General features: G+C 43.3%; 19 protein-coding genes, 2 tRNA genes and 1 pseudogene. 12 read left to right on the forward strand and 10 right to left on the reverse strand.

Going from position 1 to position 22950, the window contains the following annotated elements; genetic code table 11:
* Both V7K25_RS10375 and V7K25_RS10380 read left to right on the forward strand, forming a co-directional pair.
* The coding region (locus tag V7K25_RS10375) for a peptidoglycan DD-metalloendopeptidase family protein (RefSeq protein ID WP_335157549.1) at positions 1–2187 on the forward strand (2187 nt) is incomplete at its 5' end.
* A gap of 165 nt (positions 2188–2352) precedes the next feature.
* Positions 2353–2426: transfer RNA gene (locus tag V7K25_RS10380), tRNA-Met, on the forward strand.
* 147 nt (positions 2427–2573) lie between these two features.
* Here V7K25_RS10380 and V7K25_RS10385 read toward each other — a convergent pair.
* Positions 2574–2816 (reverse strand): annotated as a pseudogene (locus tag V7K25_RS10385) (DUF4351 domain-containing protein); the annotation flags it as partial.
* A gap of 14 nt (positions 2817–2830) precedes the next feature.
* Positions 2831–4951, reverse strand: coding sequence for an amylo-alpha-1,6-glucosidase (locus V7K25_RS10390; RefSeq protein WP_335157551.1), 2121 nt, complete (start codon positions 4949–4951; stop codon positions 2831–2833).
* Between the two features lie 131 nt (positions 4952–5082).
* On the opposite strand from V7K25_RS10390, the gene V7K25_RS10395 reads away from it, so the two are divergent.
* The 3 genes from V7K25_RS10395 (at position 5083) to V7K25_RS10405 (ending at position 7098) form a co-directional block, all read left to right on the forward strand.
* A complete protein-coding gene (locus tag V7K25_RS10395; RefSeq protein WP_069068387.1) occupies positions 5083–5694 on the forward strand; it encodes a peroxiredoxin in 612 nt (203 codons plus the stop codon).
* A gap of 146 nt (positions 5695–5840) precedes the next feature.
* Positions 5841–6377, forward strand: coding sequence for a peroxiredoxin family protein (locus V7K25_RS10400; RefSeq protein WP_335157553.1), 537 nt, complete (start codon positions 5841–5843; stop codon positions 6375–6377).
* Positions 6378–6432: 55 nt separating this feature from the next.
* Entirely contained in the window at positions 6433–7098 is a 666-nt protein-coding gene (locus V7K25_RS10405; protein ID WP_335157628.1) for a glutathione S-transferase family protein, read from the forward strand.
* 45 nt (positions 7099–7143) lie between these two features.
* Here V7K25_RS10405 and V7K25_RS10410 read toward each other — a convergent pair whose 3' ends face one another.
* From V7K25_RS10410 to V7K25_RS10430, 5 genes are all read right to left on the reverse strand, one after another.
* Positions 7144–8181: a DnaJ C-terminal domain-containing protein gene (locus V7K25_RS10410; RefSeq protein WP_335157555.1), complete on the reverse strand. Its 1038-nt coding sequence runs from the start codon at positions 8179–8181 to the stop codon at positions 7144–7146.
* A 122-nt stretch (positions 8182–8303) separates the two neighbouring features.
* Positions 8304–8813: an AAA family ATPase gene (locus V7K25_RS10415; RefSeq protein WP_335157556.1), complete on the reverse strand. Its 510-nt coding sequence runs from the start codon at positions 8811–8813 to the stop codon at positions 8304–8306.
* A gap of 47 nt (positions 8814–8860) precedes the next feature.
* Positions 8861–10150, reverse strand: coding sequence for a glucose-1-phosphate adenylyltransferase (locus tag V7K25_RS10420; protein WP_335157558.1), 1290 nt, complete (start codon positions 10148–10150; stop codon positions 8861–8863).
* A 694-nt stretch (positions 10151–10844) separates the two neighbouring features.
* A complete protein-coding gene (locus V7K25_RS10425) occupies positions 10845–11135 on the reverse strand; it encodes a hypothetical protein (protein WP_335157560.1) in 291 nt (96 codons plus the stop codon).
* 114 nt (positions 11136–11249) lie between these two features.
* Positions 11250–12977, reverse strand: a complete 1728-nt coding sequence (locus V7K25_RS10430; protein ID WP_335157562.1) for a S8 family peptidase — start codon at positions 12975–12977, stop codon at positions 11250–11252.
* 579 nt (positions 12978–13556) lie between these two features.
* Between V7K25_RS10430 and V7K25_RS10435 the strand changes: the two genes are divergently transcribed.
* Positions 13557–15026 (forward strand): glycoside hydrolase family 13 protein, encoded by a 1470-nt coding sequence (locus tag V7K25_RS10435; RefSeq protein ID WP_335157564.1) that lies wholly within the window; start codon positions 13557–13559, stop codon positions 15024–15026.
* A gap of 86 nt (positions 15027–15112) precedes the next feature.
* Here the strand turns inward: V7K25_RS10435 and V7K25_RS10440 are convergent, their stop codons facing one another.
* Positions 15113–15532 (reverse strand): fasciclin domain-containing protein, encoded by a 420-nt coding sequence (locus tag V7K25_RS10440; protein WP_229454037.1) that lies wholly within the window; start codon positions 15530–15532, stop codon positions 15113–15115.
* Positions 15533–15689: 157 nt separating this feature from the next.
* Between V7K25_RS10440 and V7K25_RS10445 the strand changes: the two genes are divergently transcribed.
* The 4 genes from V7K25_RS10445 (at position 15690) to V7K25_RS10460 (ending at position 17118) form a co-directional block, all read left to right on the forward strand.
* Positions 15690–15926, forward strand: coding sequence for a DNA-directed RNA polymerase subunit omega (locus V7K25_RS10445; RefSeq protein WP_100900204.1), 237 nt, complete (start codon positions 15690–15692; stop codon positions 15924–15926).
* A gap of 23 nt (positions 15927–15949) precedes the next feature.
* Positions 15950–16558 carry a hypothetical protein gene (locus tag V7K25_RS10450; protein ID WP_335157567.1) on the forward strand — a complete coding sequence of 203 codons (609 nt, stop codon included), beginning with the start codon at positions 15950–15952 and terminating at the stop codon, positions 16556–16558.
* 70 nt (positions 16559–16628) lie between these two features.
* A complete protein-coding gene (locus V7K25_RS10455) occupies positions 16629–16994 on the forward strand; it encodes a DUF1818 family protein (RefSeq protein ID WP_335157569.1) in 366 nt (121 codons plus the stop codon).
* Between the two features lie 50 nt (positions 16995–17044).
* Positions 17045–17118 (forward strand) — tRNA-Pro (locus V7K25_RS10460).
* Between the two features lie 569 nt (positions 17119–17687).
* On the opposite strand, the gene dnaA is transcribed toward V7K25_RS10460, so the two are convergent.
* Positions 17688–19070, reverse strand: a complete 1383-nt coding sequence (gene dnaA / locus V7K25_RS10465) for a chromosomal replication initiator protein DnaA (RefSeq protein WP_335157629.1) — start codon at positions 19068–19070, stop codon at positions 17688–17690.
* Between the two features lie 159 nt (positions 19071–19229).
* Here dnaA and V7K25_RS10470 point away from each other — a divergent pair, with 159 nt between their 5' ends.
* Together V7K25_RS10470 and def are read left to right on the forward strand one after the other, a co-directional pair.
* Entirely contained in the window at positions 19230–20471 is a 1242-nt protein-coding gene (locus V7K25_RS10470; RefSeq protein WP_335157571.1) for an HhoA/HhoB/HtrA family serine endopeptidase, read from the forward strand.
* Between the two features lie 100 nt (positions 20472–20571).
* Positions 20572–21102 carry a peptide deformylase gene (gene def / locus V7K25_RS10475; protein ID WP_335157573.1) on the forward strand — a complete coding sequence of 177 codons (531 nt, stop codon included), beginning with the start codon at positions 20572–20574 and terminating at the stop codon, positions 21100–21102.
* Positions 21103–21184: 82 nt separating this feature from the next.
* Here the strand turns inward: def and V7K25_RS10480 are convergent, their stop codons facing one another.
* Complete coding sequence (locus V7K25_RS10480; protein ID WP_335157575.1) at positions 21185–22876, reverse strand: NAD-binding protein; 1692 nt, start codon at positions 22874–22876, stop codon at positions 21185–21187.
* Between the last annotated feature and the right edge of the window lie 74 nt (positions 22877–22950).

Genomic DNA, 22950 nt, shown 5'->3' on the forward strand with positions numbered 1-22950 from the left:
ATTGGCTTGGCAATCTCTATGGGAGCAACCAGCCTTTTGGTGACTCGACAAAGCGATCAAGCCCAAGCAGCAGTGCCTGTAGGTAGCCAAAAGGCAACCTCAACAATTCCTGCTGTTCCTGACACTGAGGTGAAATTTGCCTCCACAAAGCTGGGGTCCCAAGCAGTCTCATCAGCGAGCGTGCCGGAAAATCCTGTTATCGTGGAACCAACGGCAGTCTCACAAGTGCCTGGGCTTGAAGCTAAATGGCAAGTCGCGGCAAAGGGAATGTCTTTGCAAGTTCCTGCATCAGAAAGGTTTTCCCAAGGAACAGCAGTTTATAAAAATTCCACTTACCTGAACCCTCAAGTGGCACAGGGATTAAACAATACCTTAGCTGAGGCTAGTTTTCCAACAGTCAATAATCTGTCTGAGTCTAGTGCTGATGGTGTTGGTATTGCAAATGCATCACTAACTGCCCAGCCACAAACAGTGGCAACGTCAACCGCAGGCAACAGTGAAATAAATGCACAACTTAAGGCGCAACAAGAGTTCGCACTGAATCGCTTACAAGAAAAATCGAACCGTTTAAGAAACAGTCTGGCACAGTTGCGGTCTGGGGAGACTAAAGATTTATCACAAGCTGATATGGGGTTGGCTGCGTCAACAACTGTAGTTGAGAAGACTGTATTAGCCCAGTCGGATACTTCTGGCGATGCAAGCAAAGCGAAGTTGATATCGAAGTTAAAACAGAAGACACAGACAACTGCACTGACACCAGCTAAACCAACAGTTATTGCGTCCTCGACTCGAACAGCTTACGAAGTTAAGCCTGGAGATACACTAGCAGCGATCGCCAGCAAATATAACACTTCCGTATCAGAACTAGTCAAGGTAAATAACCTCAATAATCCAAATGAACTGAAAATTAGTCAACAACTAATTATTCCTGCTGTTCAAATTGAGGCAACTGTAGCAAGTAACCCCACTGTAGTGAGTCAACCCACTGTAGTGAGTCAAGCCACTTTTGTAGAGTCCAGCAAAGCTCCAAGAGTAGCCAACTCCCCTATAAATATTGGTAGTGCCAATTCATATTTACCTAGTTCACAATCACCAGCTATTGCCGACAAGAGTAACATTACCGTCCCTACACCGGTAACTGTTCAGGTTCAGGCAAATAGTGCGACCAACTTAGAAACAGCCCCCACCGCTACTTCTTATGGCGTCGGTGGTGAAAATCAAGTGCCACAAACTTTTGCCGAAATGCAACAGTTTAAAGCACCAGCAAATAGGGTAGCAAGGGTCAACAATAACAATAATGACCGTTTGCGGAGCTTACAAGCGGAAATTCAGAGGTTACAGCAGAAATATCGCACTCAACAGTCTGGGAACTCAGTTGTGGCAGCAGCACCTTCTGAAACTAATAATGCTGCGATGCTCACTCCTGTTTCTACCCCCAATAATTTCACTGTACCAAATGCGGCTCGACCGAATAGTGTAGCAATCCAAATTCCAGTTCCTACACCGATTCGGAGTAACTATAGCGTTCAGCCAATTAAGCCCCAATTCCGTACTTCTGTACGCCCTAGTGAGGCACTAAACCCAGAGTTCTTGCCTAATCTAGGTTCTCCTAGTAAGTGGACTCCCTCTGGCACTCTAGCAGCCGTAAAGGTTGCAACACCTTCTGGAAGAGTAAATGCTTCTGACTCTTTGGGAATGATGCGGGGAAGAACTGTTTCTCCACAGGTAATACCACCTTTGGCAGCAGTTGATCAATATCTGCCCAGACCCATTGACGAACTAACACCTCCTCCATCTACTTCAACCTTAGCTTACACCTGGCCAGCAAAGGGCACTCTCACTTCTGGCTTTGGTATGCGTTGGGGAAGACCGCACAAGGGAATTGATATTGCTAACTCCACTGGCACACCAGTTGTTGCTTCAGCTGAAGGTACGATAGAAAAAGCTGGCTGGAACAACGGTGGCTACGGGAACCTCGTTGAAATCCGCCATCCTGATGGCAGCACGACTCGCTATGCTCATAACAGCAAAATTCTGGTACAACCTGGTCAGCAGGTGCATCAAGGAGAAACAATTGCTTTAATGGGTACTACTGGTCACAGCACTGGGCCACACAGCCACTTTGAAATTCATCCAGGAGGTAAGGAGGCTGTTAACCCAATAGCCTTCCTACCGCAACGCGTGTAAAACAGGCTATCTGTAACGAAATCATTGCCTTGTTAGTTGAGGGAGGTAAACTCCCTCTTTTGCTTTCTATTGTCTCAAGAGGGATGAAAGCTGTAAAAAAATTGCAAAAAAGGTTAGCCTTGAGCAAATTTATATGCTATATTAGTTGATGATTTGAAAAGACATGGCTCAGTAGCTCAGTTGGTTAGAGCACGGGACTCATAAGCCTGGGGTCGTTGGTTCAACTCCGACCTGAGCCACATTAAAGTTTATAAATAGTAAGCGATAAGTGGAGTTAAGATAGAGTAACTTTGACCTCTAGTACTTAGGACTCAGCACTAAGTGTTTGATGAGTTTGTAGCCAGTTGAGCAAATCAGCGATGTCTACGACGGGCTATGCCTACGCACTAATAATCTAATAAAGCCTCACCCAGTGCTTCCAATTGTTCTAGAGAAAGACCCTGAATCTGTTCTCGAACCTGGTGTGGTAACTCACCTACCCGTTTTTGTAGCTGTCGTAGTACAAGTATTTGTGCTTGTTCCTGTTGCCCTTCCTGCTTACCTCGCTCGTAGCCAATGCGTTCGCCTGTGGTAATGTAACTCACGGTACGCTCCTGCTCGAATTGTTTAAACTCCTGCCAAAATTCTGCTAATCCTTTCAGCACTATTTAATGTGGCGGATGACTTCGGCAACTGACCAAGCTTGAGCGATCGCTCCTCTGGGCTTATGAGGTGCATCGCCATCAAAAATCTCAGAAATAGAACCAAGACAAGCGTCAAATAAGAAATGATCTAGCAGAGGTTGCCAATCAAAAGGCAGCGATCGCTGTGGATAAAAACGTTGCCAAGCCCGAATATATGGCCCAATTAGCCAAGCCCAAACAGTGCCTTGGTGATAAGCGCGATCGCGTTGTTCTTGATTACCCTCATATCTGCCTTTGTATTCAGGATCTCCTGGATCGAGACTGCGAAGACCATAGGGGGTGAGTAAGCTGACAGTTGCCAAATCTAATACTTGACACCCTTGCTGTTCAGAAAAGGCACAATGGTGCAGCGACAGCGCCAAAACAGCATTGGGACGAATTTGAAAATTCCGGCGATCATCTGGCTCAATAGTATCGTACAAATAACCCAGTTGAGGATTCCAGAATTTTTGCAACGAGGTTTTCACATGTTCTGCTTGTTGAGCATAACGCTGTGCTTGCTTCGTGAGGCGCACTGGTTCACCAAACTCAAGCTGGCTCAATCGTTCTGCCCACTGACTCAGCCAACATAAAGCAGAATACCACAGTGCATTGATTTCCACTGGCTTACCGTAACGGGGAGTGACGGGATATGCGCCAATTACCACATCCATCCAGGTAAGGGCTAAACCAGGGGCATCCCAACTAACTAACCCATCGGTGGCATCGATCTGGATATTGAAATGTGTACCACCGACAAATGCTTTGTAGATTTGCTGTACTAGAGGGAATTGGTCTGCCAAAAATTCCCAGTCTTGGGTAGCTTCTAAATAAAGTCCTAAAGTTTCAATCCACCACAACGCCGCATCAATACTGTTATAAATAGGTTCTCCATTGACACCAAGAAATGCATTAGGAATCAAACCGTGGCGGCAATAATGCCCAAAAGTCCGCAATACTCCTTTTGCTAAGTCAAAGCGCCGTGGAACTAGTGCCAACCCAGGTAAAGCAATTAATGTATTGCGCCCCCAGTCATTAAACCAGTGATAACCAGCAATGACTGTAGGGCCTGGAATTGAGGCTCGATAGACGATAAACTGATCGCTTGCTTTAAGTAGTTGTTGGTTAAGTGGGGATTGGGGATTGGGTATTGGGTATTGGGTATTGGAAAACTTTTCCCCAATCCCCAGTCCCCAGTCCCCAACCCCTCCTTTACTCCATCCAAAAATCTGGGAGAGCCGTTTTTGCTCTGCCTCTACTGCTTCTGCAAAGATTTCATCGGTGAGAACACCTGCCGTGGAATCGGGAAAACCTACTCGTGCTTCTAGAGTGACTATATCTCCTGGTTGCAGTGTGACTATCAAGTAGCCAGGACTGTAGAGGTCTTCTTTGTCGCCTAATCCCCGTTTTGTCTCCTCAGGCAATCCATAATTCCAATACCAAACTGCATCTGTTTGATATCTTCCTTGTGTCCAGCGCAAGTGCCAAGGTATACCGAAATTTCTAGAATTTTTTGCTTGCAGACAGATTTGCTGTTCCCCAAGCAATTGCGAGAACTGTAATCCTGGATTAGCAGTTTGCTGATGGTGAAACTCACGTTCTGCTATCAGCAGTCGCAGCCGTAAAATCGCTGTGTCACTTCCCTCGTAGCGATATTGGATTAAAGTTCGATGGCAAAATTGGAAGTGGGAAGAGACGCGATTAATCGCGTCTGTACTATGATTCCTTTCCCTACTTTCTACTCCCCATTCCCTACTCCCTTCCCAACCGTAGGGCATCACTAATTGTCTGGTTAACTGCCAGTTATCTTGACCCCAAATCCATTTTGGAACTGGGTTAATATCAAAACAGCGTAGCAATTCGTAGCCTGTGGGCTCAATCTGACCGTTACCCCAAAAATTTGTCCCCAGTGCTACAACATTCCCTAATACTTCCAAGCTAGCTTCTAGGTGCGAAAACAGCAGAGTCCGCTCAGAAGGAGGCTTTGTAGCGGCAAACAGCCAACCGTGATAAGTACGTGTGCGGACATCCGAAACTGTACCACTGGCAAAACTTCCTAAGCCATTGGTAAGCAACCATTCTCTTGTATCTAAATCAAGCATTTGCTACTCAAAATCGTTATGAGTATGATATAGTCGTAACAGATCGTAATTAAACTGTGAGAGCGTGCATGGGTGAGTTTTACTTGACCCGAATTCCAACGCTACTAAATCGATAAAGGAGAATTAAGTTAATGTCCCTTACTTACGGAACCGAAGGAAGCCTCCGCGTTGGTCAACAAGCTCCCGATTTCACAGCAACGGCTGTGGTAGACCAGGAATTTAAGACAATCAAACTTTCCGATTATCGCGGTAAGTATGTCGTCCTGTTTTTCTACCCACTAGACTTTACCTTTGTTTGTCCCACTGAAATCACAGCATTTAGCGATCGCTACGAAGAATTTAAGAAAATCAATACAGAAGTTCTTGGGGCTTCTGTTGATAGTGAATTCTCCCACCTCGCTTGGATTCAAACAGATCGTAAGTCTGGTGGCGTCGGCGACCTGAATTATCCTCTAGTCTCTGACATCAAAAAAGAGATTAGCGCCGCTTACAACGTTCTTGACCCAGCAGCAGGCATTGCCTTGCGTGGTCTATTTATCATCGATAAAGATGGTATTATACAGCACGCCACTATCAACAACCTAGCTTTTGGTCGCAGTGTTGATGAAACCCTGCGGACACTGCAAGCAATTCAGTATGTTCAGTCTCACCCCGACGAAGTTTGCCCAGCTGGTTGGCAACCTGGTGACAAGACAATGAATCCTGACCCAGTGAAGTCTAAAGTCTACTTCTCTGCTGTCTAAATTTCGCCAGCTATCTAATCCATCCTGTTGGAGTTGAAATCAACGAAAACCACAGATAAACAGAGATACACATTAAACAGTGTCAACCTCGGTATCTATCTGTGGTTTTTTCATAAAATGGTATTTAAATGATCGGGGATAAAAATATGCTTACTTCAACTGATTTTAGTGGATTATTAAATGAGCGATTCTTCCGCAATTTGTTACCAGTTCCAGCGACAAATAAACTCAGGTTGGGAGTAGGAACGCCAGATTTTCAACTGCCAGATATTACCAACGGAACTTTAGTAAAATTGTCTGATTATAAAGGCAAGCAACCAGTGTTACTCGCCTTAACTCGCATCTTTACTGAAAAACAATATTGCCCCTTTTGTTTTCCTCACATCAAAGCTTTAAATGAAAACTACGAGCAGTTTAAAAATCGCGGTATAGAAGTTTTGATGATTACTAGTACCGATGAACGGCAGAGTCAAATTGTTGTGAGGGATTTAGGTTTAAAAATGCCCTTATTGAGCGATCCTAGTTGTCGAGTTTTTCGTAACTATCAAGTAGGACAAGCACTGGGAGCGCCTTTGCCAGCACAGTTCGTATTAGATAGAGAAGGAAAACTCCAGTACTGGCATTTATTTTCTTTTTTGGATCACAATGCTAGTGTTGAGACTTTGTTAAAACAATTCAATTGAGTGTAATGTGTAAATGGCAATGCCCACCCTACTCATGAAGTTGTGAGGTTTTATGGTGCTGACCCTTTATCATTCGTCGATTTCTCCTAACTCCCGCCGCGTCTGGATTACTCTACTAGAAAAAGGACTTGAGTTTGAATTAGTAGAGATCAAACTGGATGGAGAACAGTTTAAAACAGAGTTTTTGGCAATTAATCCCTTCCATCACATTCCAGCTTTGGTGGATGATGGCTTTAAGGTAGTGGAATCTTTGGCAATTTTGGACTATTTAGAGGCAAAATATCCTACACCTGCGATGTTGCCTAAAGATGCTAAAGATTTAGCGATCGCCCGCATGGTACAACTGGTAACTGTAAATGAGCTTTTGCCAGCAACCACCACGTTTTTACCTCAGATATTAGGCTTACCTGGGGAAGATCCAGAAAAAATCGAGCAGGTAAAACAAAAAATTTCAACAGTGCTGAAGCTTTTTGAGAATTTACTTGACGATCGCCCTTACTTTGGTAGTCAAAACCTAACTTTGGCTGAGGTTGTAGCTGGAACTGTAGTAATATGGCTGCCAGAAGTAGGCATTTCCTTAAGTGATTATCCAAAGGTGAATGCTTGGCACGATCGGTTAGCTGCACGGAGAACCTGGCAAGCTACCGAGGCTACACCAGAAGCAATGGAAGCGTTGAAGTCCATCGTAGTAGCGAGAAACACGCAGCAAATTCATAGCTAGTCAATGTAGAGACGGTAAATTTACCGCCCCTACAAAGCTAAATTTTCACAGCTTGACTTGCTGCAAATGACTGCGGGGATTATAAGTACGTATAGCTCGGATTTTTTCATAATATTCCCGCTCTTGCTGGCTGAGGTCTTTTGGTGGTGCGATCGCCACCTTCACCAGCTGATCGCCACGTCCACCCTTGGCGAGGGGCCAACCTTTGCCACGTAAACGCAGCGATTGACCAGAACGCACTCCTGCTGGTAGCTTGACATTAACTAAACCATCGGGAGTGGGTACATCAATAGACGCTCCTAAAGTAGCTTCATCTGGCGTGATTGGCACTTCGCACACCAAATTCTCCCCTTCCATTTGGAAGAACGAGTGCGGCTGAAGTTCGACTTTTAAGTATAAATCCCCTCGTTGTTGAGTCATGGGGTTGATTTGACCTTTGCCCCGCACGCGCAGACGAGTACCAGGTTTAGCGCCAGATGGGATACGAACATCAATTGTTTCGTTACCTAAACTGAAGCGCTTTTGCACACCGTTAAATGCTTCAGCAAAAGTTAGAGCGATCGCAGCTTCACTATCTTGGGAAGTACCCGCACCTGCATCACCAAAACCATAATCGTTAAAGTTGCTGCTAAAACCACTCGTCGCACCTGTAGAACTGCGGTAAGAATAATTTTGTGAGGAGTAATTGTAATTATTTTGTTGTGAGTAACTTTGTCGCCCACCGCGAGGGGTAGCACCACCAAAGCGTCCTAGCAACTCATTGATGAACTCATCAAAATTACCGTATTGGCTGAAGTCAAAGCCACCCATATCAACACCAGGGCCGCCAGATGAGAAGCCTTCACCAGCCTGTTTCCAATATTGACCGAATTGGTCGTATTTTTTGCGTTTATCTGGGTCTGACACAACTTCGTAGGCTTCGCTAACTTCTTTGAAGCGTGCTTCTGCCTGTTTGTTATTTGGGTTGACATCAGGGTGATATTTGCGGGCTAGTTTACGAAAGGCTTGCTTAATCTCGTCTTGAGTGGCAGTCTTACTAACTCCCAAAATTGCGTAATAGTCTTTGTAGTCGGTTGCAGCCATCTATCTACCAGCCTCCTATAAGAAATTCCTGTTATGTTTTTTTAAGATAAAAGATGTTAGTTTGCCCGGTATAGTGCCAAGCAAAGAGAATCTGACTTTAAATTAACAAAGAATATAGAAATTCAAGTGTGGTTCTCGCTCAACAAGCGATCGCAATTTCCGTACTCCGATTTTTCTGATAAGCGGATCAGGTTGTCTAGTCCTTCTTCCAGACTTGGGGGGGCATCTCGGAGTTGGCGGTGCATCCGCAAGATAATTTCTTCAGGAACTTGGCGCGATCGCCTTTTATTCTGTGCTAAACACAGCCAGACTGGCGTATCTACCCAAATTCCTGTAATGTGGGTAAAACCCAAGTCACGGGCTAAAGCAATAACTTCCCGGCGATGGCGGCGCTGGGCATTGGTGGCATCGAAAATAGCTGTATTATTTGTAGAAATAGCTTGCTGAAATTGCCTTCCTACTTCCCGCCAAATCACCAGCCACGGCCCTTGAATGGCTTGGGAACCGAACAGTTGCCCCCGGATGCCATCTGTAGAAATTAGTGGCATCTGGGGGCATTTTGCTAGCAATTCTTTAGCGAAAGTTGACTTACCGCTACCTGGAAGACCAATCAACAAAATTAGTTTAGTCATTAGTCCTTTGTCCTTGTAACTATTAACCAATGACTAATGACTAATGACTAAATGATGGTTCCATCAGCAATTACAGCATTCTTTAGCACAACGACGATGCCACTGCGGATGTAGAAACCTTGACTTTCGCGGTCAGCTTCTTGCACATTATCCTTATTGATAATTTTGACATCGTGACCGATACTGGCGTTTTTATCGATGATGGCACCGCGAATAATCGAGTCAGCACCAATACCTACAGGAATATCACCTTGTTTTACATTGGATTGGCGTTCTACAGAAGCTTGGTAAAAATCTGCACCCATGAGCAAAGATTCTTCGATGAGGCAGCCAGATTCAATCCGCGATCGCACTCCTAAAACTGAATGTTGAATGCGGCAATTTTTCAAAATGCAACCTTCGCCGATAATTGATTCTGTTACCTGGCAATCTAAAAGTTTACTCGGAGGTAAGTAGCGAGCGCGGGTATAAATTGGAGCCTTTTCGTCGTAGAAACTAAAAGGTGGCTGGGGCTGCTGAGTCAGTGCTAAGTTTGCATGATAAAATGCCTCAATTGTTCCAATATCTTCCCAATAGTCATCAAATAGATAAGCTTGAACGTTGTAATCTTTAGAGGCATCAGGAATAATTTCTTTACCGAAATCAGTCCTTTCTATGCCTTCTTTCAACAACTTGAACAAAACATCTTTTTTAAAGACATAAATCCCCATTGAGGCGATGTAGGGCTGTTGCTGGGCTTGTTCTTTTGATAATCCCAGTACACTTGTATCAACTTGCATTTGGAGTAATGCTTCACCTTTCGGTTTTTCGCTAAAATCGATTACTCTACCAGAATCGTCAATTTTCATCAAGCCAAAATCTGAGGCGCGGCGCTCATCGATGGGGATGACTGAGAGAGTAATATCAGCCCCCGTTTCCCTATGGCGCTGAATAAAGTGGCGATAATCCATGCGGTAGAGGTGATCGCCTGAGAGGATGAGATATTCTTCTACATCCCATTCTTCCATTAACCATAGGTACTGACGTACAGCATCGGCTGTACCTTGGAACCAGTTAGGGTTTTCTGGTGTTTGTTGTGCCGCTAGCACTTCCACAAAGCCTTCATTGAAGCCTGTGAAGTTGTAGGTACGGGCGATGTGACGATTCAGGGAAGCTGAGTTGAATTGTGTCAGGACGTAGATTTTGAATATTTCGGAATTGATACAGTTACTGACAGGGATATCGATTAGGCGGTACTTCCCCGCTACTGGTACTGCTGGTTTAGCGCGTAGTTTGGTTAGCGGGTAAAGCCGAGTACCGGCGCCACCACCAAGAATGATTGATAATACTTTTTTCACAAAATTTCTCCCGACTGCCTTTCAACTCTCACTCTCAGTTTAGGACTGTCTGCCACCACAGGTAAGGGGGATCGTCTGATTCTTTCGGATGAATTTTACAGAATGTTGGTAGTGTATGGATGGTGCGGCTAATAAGTAGGAAGATAGAACATTTGTATTAATTGGGACGAAGAATGGGGTGCGATCGCGCTTACTGCTCTTAGGATTGGTTAGGATTAGCGACTTAGTATGTCTATTACTAAGATGTAGCTACCGTCTTCTAAGGGAAATTGAATTAGACGTTTCACAGATAAAACCTCTGATATTGATTGTTAAACTACTGACTGCTGAACTTTGGTATTTCTGCTAGTAGTCCACCAAGCTTGATTTTGACTAGTCGAGGGTGTTTAGATCCCCGACTTCTTCGAGAAGTCGGGGATCTGTAACCTGTAATAATCTATGTGACAGACTACTATTACAGCACAGCGCAAATAAACCACCCATTCCAAATCAATGAAACGCTTGCGGTATAATAATTACGCTTACCAATAGTGTGAGGAAAAGTACTATTGCTAAGTGTAAGTCTTTTTTGTTACCTAGAAATATTTTATATAATAAAACGGTAATAGCCGCCTAGTATCCAGATGATTATATAGAAAATATTAATTTTAATTCTTAACTCTAATTAAAAAAGCAAATTTACTTCTTAAATGCCCTACTTCCCTGTATTTATTTTCCTATTAACCAAACCTAATTGCTGCGATCGCTTCAAATACTTCACCCAAGGTTGCTCTGACAACTGGGAAATAGCATTTGCTGACAGTGTTGCCGTGAAAATATCTTTGCCATTACTAACACCACTAACGCCTAAACTTTCTAAAACAGCAGTTGCAGCCGAGTTTAAAATTGGTTCAGTATGAATAAAAACCGTTAAACTCGGTTTTTCTGAATCTTGAACATCATTCAGTGCTGTAGCAAGAGCGGCGTCTAGTTTCTGATAATTCATCAGCAACTCCTTAGTAAAGAGGGTAGACAGAAATTGTCTACCCTAACTTATCAAATTTATAGGTTTTTATTGCCTATCCTTCTACAGAAATAATATTTACCTTTCTCAATCTAATTACAGATTCAAAGCGTTAATCACTCCATAACCCCATTTCTCATCAAATGTGCCTGGGGGTTTTCCAGGAATTGCACTATTTTTACGTAGCAAGTCTTTCACAGCAGCCGGATCAAGCTTAGGATCGCGCTGCAACAGCAGTGCCACTAATCCACTAACAAATGGTGTCGCCATACTCGTACCAGCCCGTACCACAAACTTAGAATTAATCATTGATGAACGGTCAAAACTTGCATCGGCGGAAAGCGTGGAAATAATCATCGCTCCTGGTGCTGCTACATCCGGCTTGTGTCCATCATTGCGTAGTGGCCCTTCACTACTGAACTCCGAAATAGTATGCAATTCTAACCCCATTTCTTGCTCTTTGTTATCAATATCTGTGTACTTGGTTCTAGTAGTATAGGCGGCAACTGTAATTGCACTGCTAGCTGCTCCTGGCGAACCAATTTTTACCGCATCCTTCACACTTTTACCTGTAAAAAACACTGATGAAGTGTCATCTATAGTCCACACATTCAAATTTGTGTCAGTTGAAGAAGTGTTCCGGACTCGCAGCTGCCAAATACCTCCCATGACTGGCGAGGGGTCAATACCGCGTATTTGCACAAAGAAATTATGGTCGCCGTTGGCTTGGTCTGGTGCTGGTGTCGCTAATTGTACCCGTGCATCTGGTAACTGGTAATCTTGTGCGGCATTACCCTGAGTAATTATTTTTTGGAAGGGGGTGACAAAACCGTTAGGACTCCGCAGCGACACTTCCAATTCGCTGTCTTTGGAATACCAACCGTTTAACCAAACTATGTCTATTTGATTCAAAGGAACATTAAAGCGCATACTACAAGTGCGTCCACAGGGTATTGTCGCTTGACCATGAATGTTATGGTTTCCTTCGTTACCCGCAGCACAGCAAATAATTCTTCCAGGGCCAGTTTCGGCATTGATGACTTTGGATAAGGAATCACTACCATCATGGGCATCAGCGTGTCCACCCAAGCTGAGATTTACCACTGCTGGGCGTCCCAATTCTCTAGCAACTCGGAAAATGTAACGCACAGCATCAGCAATGTGGGCATCTTGTAAATCTGACTTGACAACAACTAATTCCGCTTCTGGTGCTATACCGCCATAGCTAGCATCGGCACCGGCGGCAATTCCCGCAACGTGAGTACCATGACCACCAGTATCCTGAGAAATTGTCAGTTGCGCTCCCGTTAATTCAGCCCCATAGCCACCCTCTGTGACTCCTGGCCCTGGCAGTGTTTGATCCCAAATGTGTAAAATTCGTCCAGCAAATGCAGGGTGTTTCGGATCAATGCCACTGTCTATAATGCCGATAATTACTCCTTTACCAGTCAGTCCGGTTTTATTCTGGAACTCCGGTAATTTGACTGTTCCCATTGCAGTGTCCATCCTCAAATGAAGTTTGCGTGATGGCTTAATCCGCCGAATCACATCTTCTTCAGATAGGACATCTAAACTGTCTATCGGCAAGAAAGCCGTCCGCACACTTCCAGAGTTTTGATTGACTTCAATATTATATTGTGATAAGTAACTTAAGTCTGCATCATGGTCGCAGTAGATAAAAACGACGCTCTTAGTCGGCTTGACTGGGCTTTTGTGGGCAATAATGCCAAGCGATCGCTTATGTGAAACTAAAGCTTGATCTCCTTCATTTTGATAATCTTGAAATGCCAAAAGTAATCCGGGAGAAAGTTTTTCGTGCCTCATTTTTACCTCAAGCTAAATTTATTTACTGTTAACAAAGTAGTGATTTGAGAGGGAGCAGTCGCTCTAGAACGTAGTTTTTTCACCTTGATTATTTGATGCGACTATAGTTATCTATTTTTTTCATAGATAACATCAAATAAGCTTAGGAGGCAGTAAGTCTTCCTAAGACAATAATTCATAACTCATTTTCTTGAATTGTGTCTCCCTCATAGTTATTTTCTATGACTCGTGAGACAGCTTTGAACAGCTGCATCTTAGAGTTACCCTACCTAAACTGGGATAACAGAAAAATTTATGAAGCTATTAAACTAATCCAGGTCTGCCTCAATCATTACGGATAAAGTAAATAAAATTAAGAATAATTAAGTAATGAAGAAAAATATAATTTTAATAAATATTAAAGATTCCAACAAATTGTAGTCAAAATAGTTAAGACTGATAACATTTGCGTATAAAGTAGCCGGATACAGACTAAATCGCTGATGACTACTGGCAATTGACAGATTCTCTATCATAAGTAAGAGCCATAAAGAAGCTAATATTTGCAACGATCGCTTCTGAAGCTACAAAAAGTTATTCATGCAAATTCAAACACCAGACTGGGTAAAGCACGCGGTTTTCTACCAAATCTTCCCAGATCGCTTTGCCAGAAGCAAACAGCCGCGCAAACGTTTGCTGCGTGAAGCCCGTTGGGAAGATTGGGACTCTATGCCAACACTCCAAGGTTATAAAGGCGGCGACTTATGGGGCATCATGGAGGGTTTAGACTACATCCAGGATTTAGGAATTAACGCAATTTACTTTACACCCATTTTTCAATCCGCTAGTAATCATCGCTATCATACCCACGATTATTATCAAGTTGACCCGATGTTAGGGGGCAACGCGGCTTTTAAGGAATTGCTTGATGCAGCCCATCAACGGAATATCAAAGTTGTTCTGGATGGCGTATTTAACCATTCCAGCCGTGGTTTTTTCTTCTTCCATGACGTTTTAGAGAATGGCCCCCATTCGCCTTGGGTAAATTGGTTCAAAATTGAAGGCTGGCCCCTTTCACCATACAATGGGGAATTCCCTGCAAATTACTTAGGTTGGGCAGGAAATCGTGCTTTACCAGAATTTAACCACGATAATCCAGAAGTGCGGGAATATATTATGGAAATTGCCGAATATTGGATAAAATTCGGCATTGATGGTTGGCGATTAGATGTACCATTTGAAATAAAAACTCCTGGATTTTGGCAGGAATTTCGCGATCGCGTCAAGGCAGTCAATCCCGAAGCTTACATTGTGGGCGAAGTGTGGGGAGATTCCCGCGATTGGTTGGATGGAACACAATTTGACGGCGTGATGAATTATCTATTTGCTGGGCCAACAATTGCTTTTGCGGCAGGCGATCGCGTAGACTTAGAACAAGTCCAAAGCCGCGACTATCAACCCTACCCACCCTTATTTGCCACCGAGTACGCCACCAAAATCCAAGAAGTACTGCAACTTTACCCTTGGGAAATTCAGCTAACTCAACTCAATTTGCTAGCAAGTCACGATACAGCCCGATTGATGAGTATTGCAGGCGGTGATATAGGTAGTATAGAATTGTCAACTCTACTGTTACTCACCTTTCCCGGTGCGCCCAGCATTTACTATGGTGATGAAGTTGGTTTACCTGGTGCAATAGATCCAGACTCACGTCGTAGCTTTCCTTTAGAGAGTAACTGGAATCAAGAAATTTTCAATACTCATCGTCAATTAATTGCCTTGCGCCACACATACCCAGCATTGCGTACAGGTGATTACCAAGTCCTCCATGCTCAAGGACAAATTTATATCTTTGCGCGAACTTTAGGAACAGAGGAATTAATAATTGCCGTCAACGCTGGCACAAGTTCGGCAACAGCCGTAGATGTCGTCAATTTACGTACTCAACCCAACAAGCTGTTGTATGGTACTGCTGAAATTGAGTGGAATAGTGAAGGAGAAACTCAGCAGTTGTCATTGACTGTTCCCGCACGTAGTGGATGCATTTTGGGAGTAGGGAGTGGGGAGTAGGGAGTGGGGAAGAAGCAGGGGAGCGAGGGAGAATTTTCCCCTCTGCCCCCCGCACCCCGCCCCTCTGTCTCTTGTGCCCAATGCCCTTATTTACCCGCTACCATTGCAGGCATCAACACCGCATCAATAATATGGATCACGCCATTGTCTGTCAAAATGTCTGTTTTGATGACATTGGCGTTATTTACCTTAAATTTACCGTCGGCAGATTCAATGGCGACAATTGACCCCTCAAGGGTCTGCGCCTCATTAATTTGTACCAAATCATCAGACCGAACATCCCCACTAGCGACATGATATGCGACAATTTTCTGGAGCTTAGGGATATCTTGTAGTAGCGATTCTAAGGTTCCCTCTGGCAGATTGGCAAAGGCTTCATCAGTTGGTGCAAATAATGTGAAAGAACCAGGACTTTTTAGAGTCTCTATAAGATTTGCAGCTTCAGCAGCCTTTACCAAGGTATTGAAGTTTCCCGCGTTGATAGCAGTTTCCACAAGGTCAGCCATAAGGTTGTGTGATTTTAGTCAGATAATATTATAAGTAACTTATATTGACTGAAACACTCTCAACCTCTATCAAGAGAGAGGTTGCTAGCGATTAAATCCACAGCATCAGATTTATCGGTACTGCTACACTGGGGAATGACCCCAAGAACCACTGATTATGCTAAAGCGTTCTAAGTTCGAGACAACTCAGTCTCAGATTATGCACCGTTCTGAGGAACTCATTAGTGCAGCCTCAAATCGTTACCGCATTACGGTTCAGGTGGCCAATCGTGCTAAACGTCGGCGTTATGAAGACTTTGAAAATAACGAAGATGCGATGATGAAGCCAGTGCTAAGGGCAATTATCGAAATGTCCGATGAATTGACTCAGCCAGAAATTATTGGCGAACTATAAAAAAAGGTTTTAGAGAAGGTAGGATGAGCAAAAATTTATCGTTCATTCAACCCCTACTTAAACCTTGGCAGACACTCACTGCTTTAATGGTGGTGGGTGTAATTGTTTTAGGTTCAGGGGCGGACAAATCAATACATAGAAATTTATTTAGCATCCAACCTGCTTATGCTCAGAGAACCATACCTAGCGATGTTTGGCAGATAGTATATCAGCAATTGCCAAATTTACCACTAGAAAATAACTATATCAGCAAAGAAAATGGGAAAGTTGCCGAAAACAACACCTTAGTAAGTCGCCTGATTACATATCACATTTATACCAAAGGGCGGGCCCCAATTTATCGCTTAGATTGGAAGCTGACTTTAGCTGATTACCTGGGTGCGAACGAAATTATGTATGATACTACCTATCCAGGCAATGAAACACTACGGGAAAATCCAATAGAAGGCGATCGCAAAGCTATCACTCGTCTCACCCGCAGCCAACGAAATGCCCTAGTGCAAGTCTTAGTCAATATATTTAATCCAAGTTCCCAAAATACCGCACCCCCTAGCTCCAACACCACACCCAGCCCTAATACATCAACTACCCCACAGCCACCCCAACGAGGAGGGGCTGAACTACTGAAATGACCAAACCTACAGTCCATAATCTTCCTTTGCGTTCCTCTGCATTAAACCTCTGCGTTTAAAAAACTAAGCTATGGAACGCCTTATAAAAACGGGATATGGTTGGCGTATAGGCCAGAACCCCGATGCACCTGAATTTAAAGGTTTAGTTGGTACAGATGATTGGGCAATTGAGTTAACCGAAGCCGAGTTGAATGATTTTTGCCGTCTACTAGCACAGCTAGCAGACACCATGAAACAACTCGCAACTGAATTAATGGAAGAGGAAAAAATCGCTTGTGAAGCCGAAAGCAATTTATTATGGATGGAGGTAGAAGGCTATCCTCATGCCTACAGTCTGCGTTTCATCTTAAATACAGGGCGATGTGTAGAAGGTAAATGGGATGCTTCTGCTGTTCCCAATTTGCTGCAAGCGACTGGAATGCTGAAGGTTTTTTAAATATGCCTGTTGCTTATCCTAGAGTTTTGCTGTATCATAGTAATTCTGACCGGGGCGTAGCGCAGCTTGGTAGCGCGCCACTTTGGGGTAGTGGAGGTCGTGGGTTCGAATCCCGCCGCTCCGATTGATGATAAGCCATGCCTGCTAGTCTTTTCAAAAGATTGGCAGGTTTTTCAATAAGGTCTACGAGATAGATGATACTAAAATTTCTAGCACAAAATCATTCTAAAACTTCACTACAAATAATAATTGGAATTAGCTTGGTAGGCTGTGAGGTCGAACAGTTGTCCGACTCATACCATTTCTGATTATCATAGGTAAATGACTTCGTAGTAAGGACTTTAGTCCTTGATTTGAGTGTTAAAGCGCTCACTACAAATTCAGCAACCTTGACAAACCACTAGAAAATTCCCCAATTCTGTTGAAATCATAGTTAAACAAGTTTACCTTGTGGAAAACTTGTGGAAAAACTCAAGTACTTTTCCACAAGGTAATTATACTTGATTAAGCTTTACTAGTAAAATTTCAAGTTTTCCACAGATTTTTCCATAAAAAGTAAGATTTTTCCACAATTTAAGTTAAATTTAATCAATTTTTATACGTTACTTAATATTTTTAACTATTTATTCAGCCGTCAATGCTAATTATAAAAGTGATGGTTGTGGAAAACTTCAAATACATCTTCATACATCTTCAGGATGATTTTTGAGAACGGCTAGTCATATTGATGCGATCGCTCAGTTGGCGGATTGTTTGTGCTAAAGTGCGATCGCTCTGGTGGAGTTGGGTAATTTTATCGCAACTATAGATTACCGTTGTATGGTCTTTACCACCAAACTCCTCGCCAATTCTCGGCAAACTCAGAGACGTGTGTTGGCGCATGAGATACATTCCTATTTGACGCGCCCAGCTAATCTCTCTTCGTCGTGAGTTACTTTTGAGATCGTCTATTGAAACATCAAAATTATCCGCCACTACCTTTAAAATAGCTTCTGGGGTAGCTGCCATTTTTTCGTTAGGCGGTTCTAAAACTGGTGTGATATTTTCTACCGTCATCGGTAAGCTCCAAATAGAAATATAAGCCACCGCCCGAATTAAAGCTCCTTCTAATTCTCGAATATTAGAAGTATAGTTAGAAGCAATATACTCAATCACATCGCGGGGAAGGCGAATATTTTCATCCTCAGCTTTTTTCTGTAAAATTGCCATTCTAGTTTCTAAATCCGGCTTTTGGATATCTGCGATTAACCCCATAGAAAACCTAGAACAAAGCCGTTCTTGCAAGCTAGGAATCTGATTAGGAGGACGATCAGAAGCAATGACAACTTGTTTACCAGCTTCATGTAAAGTATTAAAAGTATAAAAGAATTCTTCTTGAGTGTATTCCTTCCCTTCAAGAAACTGAATATCATCAACTAATAAAACATCAGCCGCTCGATAATGCTCTCGAAAACTTTGCATACTATCTTTACGAATCGCTGTAATTAAATCATTAGTAAACTGCTCAGTCGAAACATAAAATATTTTACAATTAGGCGAAATCTCCCAGCGATAATGACCAATCGCCTGCATGAGATGAGTTTTACCCAAACCTACACCACCACATAAAAATAAAGGATTAAACTCTTTACCTGGAGATTCTGCAACTGCCAAAGAAGCAGCGTGAGCCATCCGATTGTTAGCACCAACTACAAACCGCGAAAAGACATATTTAGAGTTTAATTCGGTAGTTTTATGATTGCGATTAGGAATAGCTTCAGGAATACTGCTGGGATCTGGTGATTCCGAAGAAACCTCTCGTTCACTCAAATGAGAAACTTCATCACCTTGAGCAACAGTAATGTAAATTCCTACAGGATGACCCAGAATATCTTGTACTACATGAGCAATGGTATTTATGTAATACTTCTGTAACCAATTACGAGCAAATGGGTTAGGAGTACGGATTACCAAGCAATTATTTTCTAATCGCTCCGCACTAGCAGTTTTTATCCAAGTTTCAAAGGTGGGCCGGGATAGTTCAAGCTGTAGGCGCTCTAGTACCTGACTCCACAGACTTTCTATGGGAATTTCCATCATCCACCACCTTTGCTGCTAACCGTCACAATAGAAGAGAAAGCACTAATTTAGCATTCAAACACACTAGACCTAGAATAAGCTTTTAAGTTGTAATCATTTTGGGACATACCCGGTAGGCAAGATCCTACAGCGATTGATATGGAGAAGCAACGACAGATGAAGACAACAAACCATGATTTAGCATCCAAGAAGGTTGATACCAGGGGTTTATCTCACAGGTTATGGATGCTCTCGTATGGGGTAGCAGTGGTGTTCTTGGGGAGCTGCTCTGTTCTCCCTGCTAAGACCTTTGAGACTCGACAAAGCGAGACTCAAGACCAAAAGACAATAGAACCCAATCCGGTAATTGTCCCCCCGCCACTTATCTCTTCGTCTGGAGATCCTAATTTTGTGGTAAAAGTAGTGCAAAAGGTTGGGCCTGCGGTAGTTCGCATTGATTCTTCCCGAACAATCACTTCTCGCGTACCAGAGGAATTTAACGATCCATTTTTCCGACGGTTTTTTGGAGATAGTGCGCCACAGCCTAGACAACAAATAGAACGGGGTAGCGGCTCTGGATTTATCATTAATTCTTCAGGTCAAATTGTGACCAATTCTCATGTGGTAGATGGTGCTGATAGAGTGACTGTCACACTTAAAGATGGCCGGACTTTTGACGGGAAAGTGTTAGGTGAAGATCCGGTTACGGATGTGGCTACGATCAAAATTGATGCTAATAATCTGCCAACTCTATCTGTGGGTAACTCCGATGCCTTGCAACCAGGAGAAGCAGTAATAGCTATTGGTAACCCTTTAGGCTTGAATAATACCGTTACTTCTGGGATTATTAGTGCTACAGGTCGTTCTAGTAGCGATATTGGTGCTAGTGACAAACGGGTTGATTACATCCAAACGGACGCTGCAATTAACCCTGGTAATTCTGGTGGCCCATTGCTAAATGCTCGTGGCCAGGTAATTGCGATGAACACAGCTATTATCCGAGGCGCTCAAGGTTTGGGATTTGCTATTCCCATTAATACTGTGCAAAAAATTGCCCAGGAATTAATTGCTAACGGGAAAGTGGATCACCCTTATTTGGGTGTTCAGATGGTGACACTGACACCAGAAATTAAAGAAAGAATAAAAAATAAAGCAGGCGATCGCTTAAATTTTACAGCTGATGAGGGCGTTTTGCTAGTTGATATCGTCCCGCGATCGCCTGCATCTACGGCTGGACTCCAAGCCGGTGATGTGATTAAAAGCATTAATAACCAGCCTGTTACTAAAATTGAAGAAGTACAAAAGCTAGTAGAGAATAGCAAAATCGGCACTAAATTACCAATAGGAGTGGAACGCAATGGGCAAATTGTCCAAGTAGGAGTCCAACCTGCTCCTTTACCCGTGAGACGCGAGGAATGATGTTAGTCATTTGTCATTTGTCATTTGTAAATGCCCAATGCCCCATTCCCCATTCCCCACTCCCCATTCCCCATTCCCCATTACTTAAAGGAGTTTAATCATGACTGAGTTAGCGCCAATAATTCAATTAGGAAATCCAACATTACGCCAAAAAGCTGCTTGGGTTGAGAATATTCAATATGAGCATATCCAAAAGTTAATTGAAGACTTAATTGCCACTGTTGCCAAAGCTAACGGCGTGGGGATTGCTGCGCCTCAAGTAGCACAATCCTATCGTTTATTTATTGTGGCTTCTCGCCCTAATGCCAGGTATCCCAATGCCCCGGAAATGGAACCTACTGCCATGATTAATCCCAAAATTATTTCTCATTCAACAGAAGTTGTCAAAGATTGGGAAGGTTGTTTAAGTGTTCCAGGAATTAGGGGGTTAGTACCTCGGTATAAATCTATTGAAGTCGAATACACTGACTGTCAAGGCAACTTACAAAAGCAAGAATTAACCGATTTTATCGCTCGAATTTTTCAACACGAGTACGATCATCTGGAAGGGATCGTATTTGTAGATCGTATAGAAAACACTCTCGATATGATTACTGAGCAGGAATATCAACAACGAGTAGTTAACAAATAAATGGGAATGGGGAATGGGGAGTATTGGATTAATTACGAATTACGGATTACGTTAGCGACACAGGAGCGTCATTACGAATTATTTAAGCGTGTGCTTCACAAACTTGTTCGCCCCGCCACAATTGATATAACCGCGTCGCTGGCATTGTCATATATAAAACGTCACCAGCACTGAGGTTAGTTTCTAATAAATCCCAGCCGTGAAGCGTTTGGTGGTTCGTTTCTACGTACAAAGGAACACAGTCAGCAGACATGGCTACATCTTTCACCCACTGGCCACAAAAAACGTGTGAAGGTGTAATCACAGTTGCAAAAGCCACCCAAAGACTATCTGCTGTGATGCCATTGCCGAGGATGCGTCCCCCTAGTGCAGCAGCAGCAAAAGCTGGGGCTGCTAGTTCAGCCGGACTTAGTACGGCCTCAAAACCAAATAGCTGTTGCGCTATGCCAGCAAAATCGGGATCGGCATAATGAACAATTACCGGAATGCTGGGAGTCAGTCCCTTGGCTTTGAGGGCAATTTCCAGATTGGTAGCATCATTGCTAGTAACAGCAAGCACTGCGGCGGCAGAGTCTATATTGCTGGCTTTGAGTATTGTACGGAAACTGGCATCTCCCTGAATGACGGGGATACCTAGTTCGCGGGCGGTGTTGATATATTTGTTGTTGGAATCAGGTTCAACTACTACAACTTCATGTCCACTGGCGTGGAGTTGCTGGACAATTCTCACTCCAATACCACTCAAGCCACAGACAATGTAGTGATATCGTTGGGGAATTCGGGCTGCATCCCAAAATTGCTTAAAGCGGCTTCCTAAGACAAAATCGGTGAGCATTGCGTACCAAATACCAATTACCACTGCTCCAACCAGCATCATCACAACAGTAAATAACTTAATACTGTTAGGAGCATTTTCTACTACTTTGTCATTACCACCGGCTCCCGTAATCATGCCGACAGAAAAATATAGAGCATCGACAGGAGACAAACTCAACTCAGCCGACATATAAGTGAATGTAGCGATCGCAATAACTGCCAAAAGTGCAATAGCACCCATCACTACCGATCGCCCGTGTTCCTGAAACTGCCTAAAATTGGTCAGGGCTTTCAGCAGTTTTGTAATCAATGATCTTCGGGGGGTACGGATGCGGGGTTGTGTACCAATAATTATGCGATCGCCTACTTTAATCTCTTGTCCAGATATTACACCTGACACCAAATCCATCTCACCTTCTACTGGCAAGTAATAAATCAGCATCCGCGATCGATCTTCCCACAATTCACTCAGCTTTAGACCTTTCCAGAAGTGGTTTTCATCAATGTATTCTTCGTGAATTGGCCAAGTTTGCTGAAATAATTTGATTTGTCCGATCGCTCGGTTTCCCATTGCTGCAAAAGTAAATACGGGTGCTGCTAAACCCACAACACTCATACTCAAGTGGTCTGGCAAACTTTGATCTAAGCGTTCCGCCAAATTTGTATTATAAAAACGGTTGATAATCCGAATCTGGGGATTTAGCACCCGCGCTTGCATCATAATAGACAAATTCAGAGCATCTTTAGAACCAGCAATTACTAAAGTGTGTGCCTGTTGAATTCCGGCTGCTGTTAGGGTAGAAGCTGCTTGTAAATCGCCAACAATCACATCTCCTGCTGTTTCGCCAGGAATAGATTGGTGATGAATGCCAACAACGAAGGCTCCCTGGTGTCTCAGCAAACGAAAGGTTTTATATCCGGTACGTCCTAAGCCACAAACAATAATTCGGGGTTTCATGAAAAGGCAGCATCTTTTACAGGTAGGGCTGCATTTCTAGTTATTTATCAATATTGTTGCTTGCTTTCCTGGAA

It is taken from the genome of Nostoc sp., from assembly GCF_036919495.1.
Lineage (GTDB): Bacteria > Cyanobacteriota > Cyanobacteriia > Cyanobacteriales > Nostocaceae > Nostoc.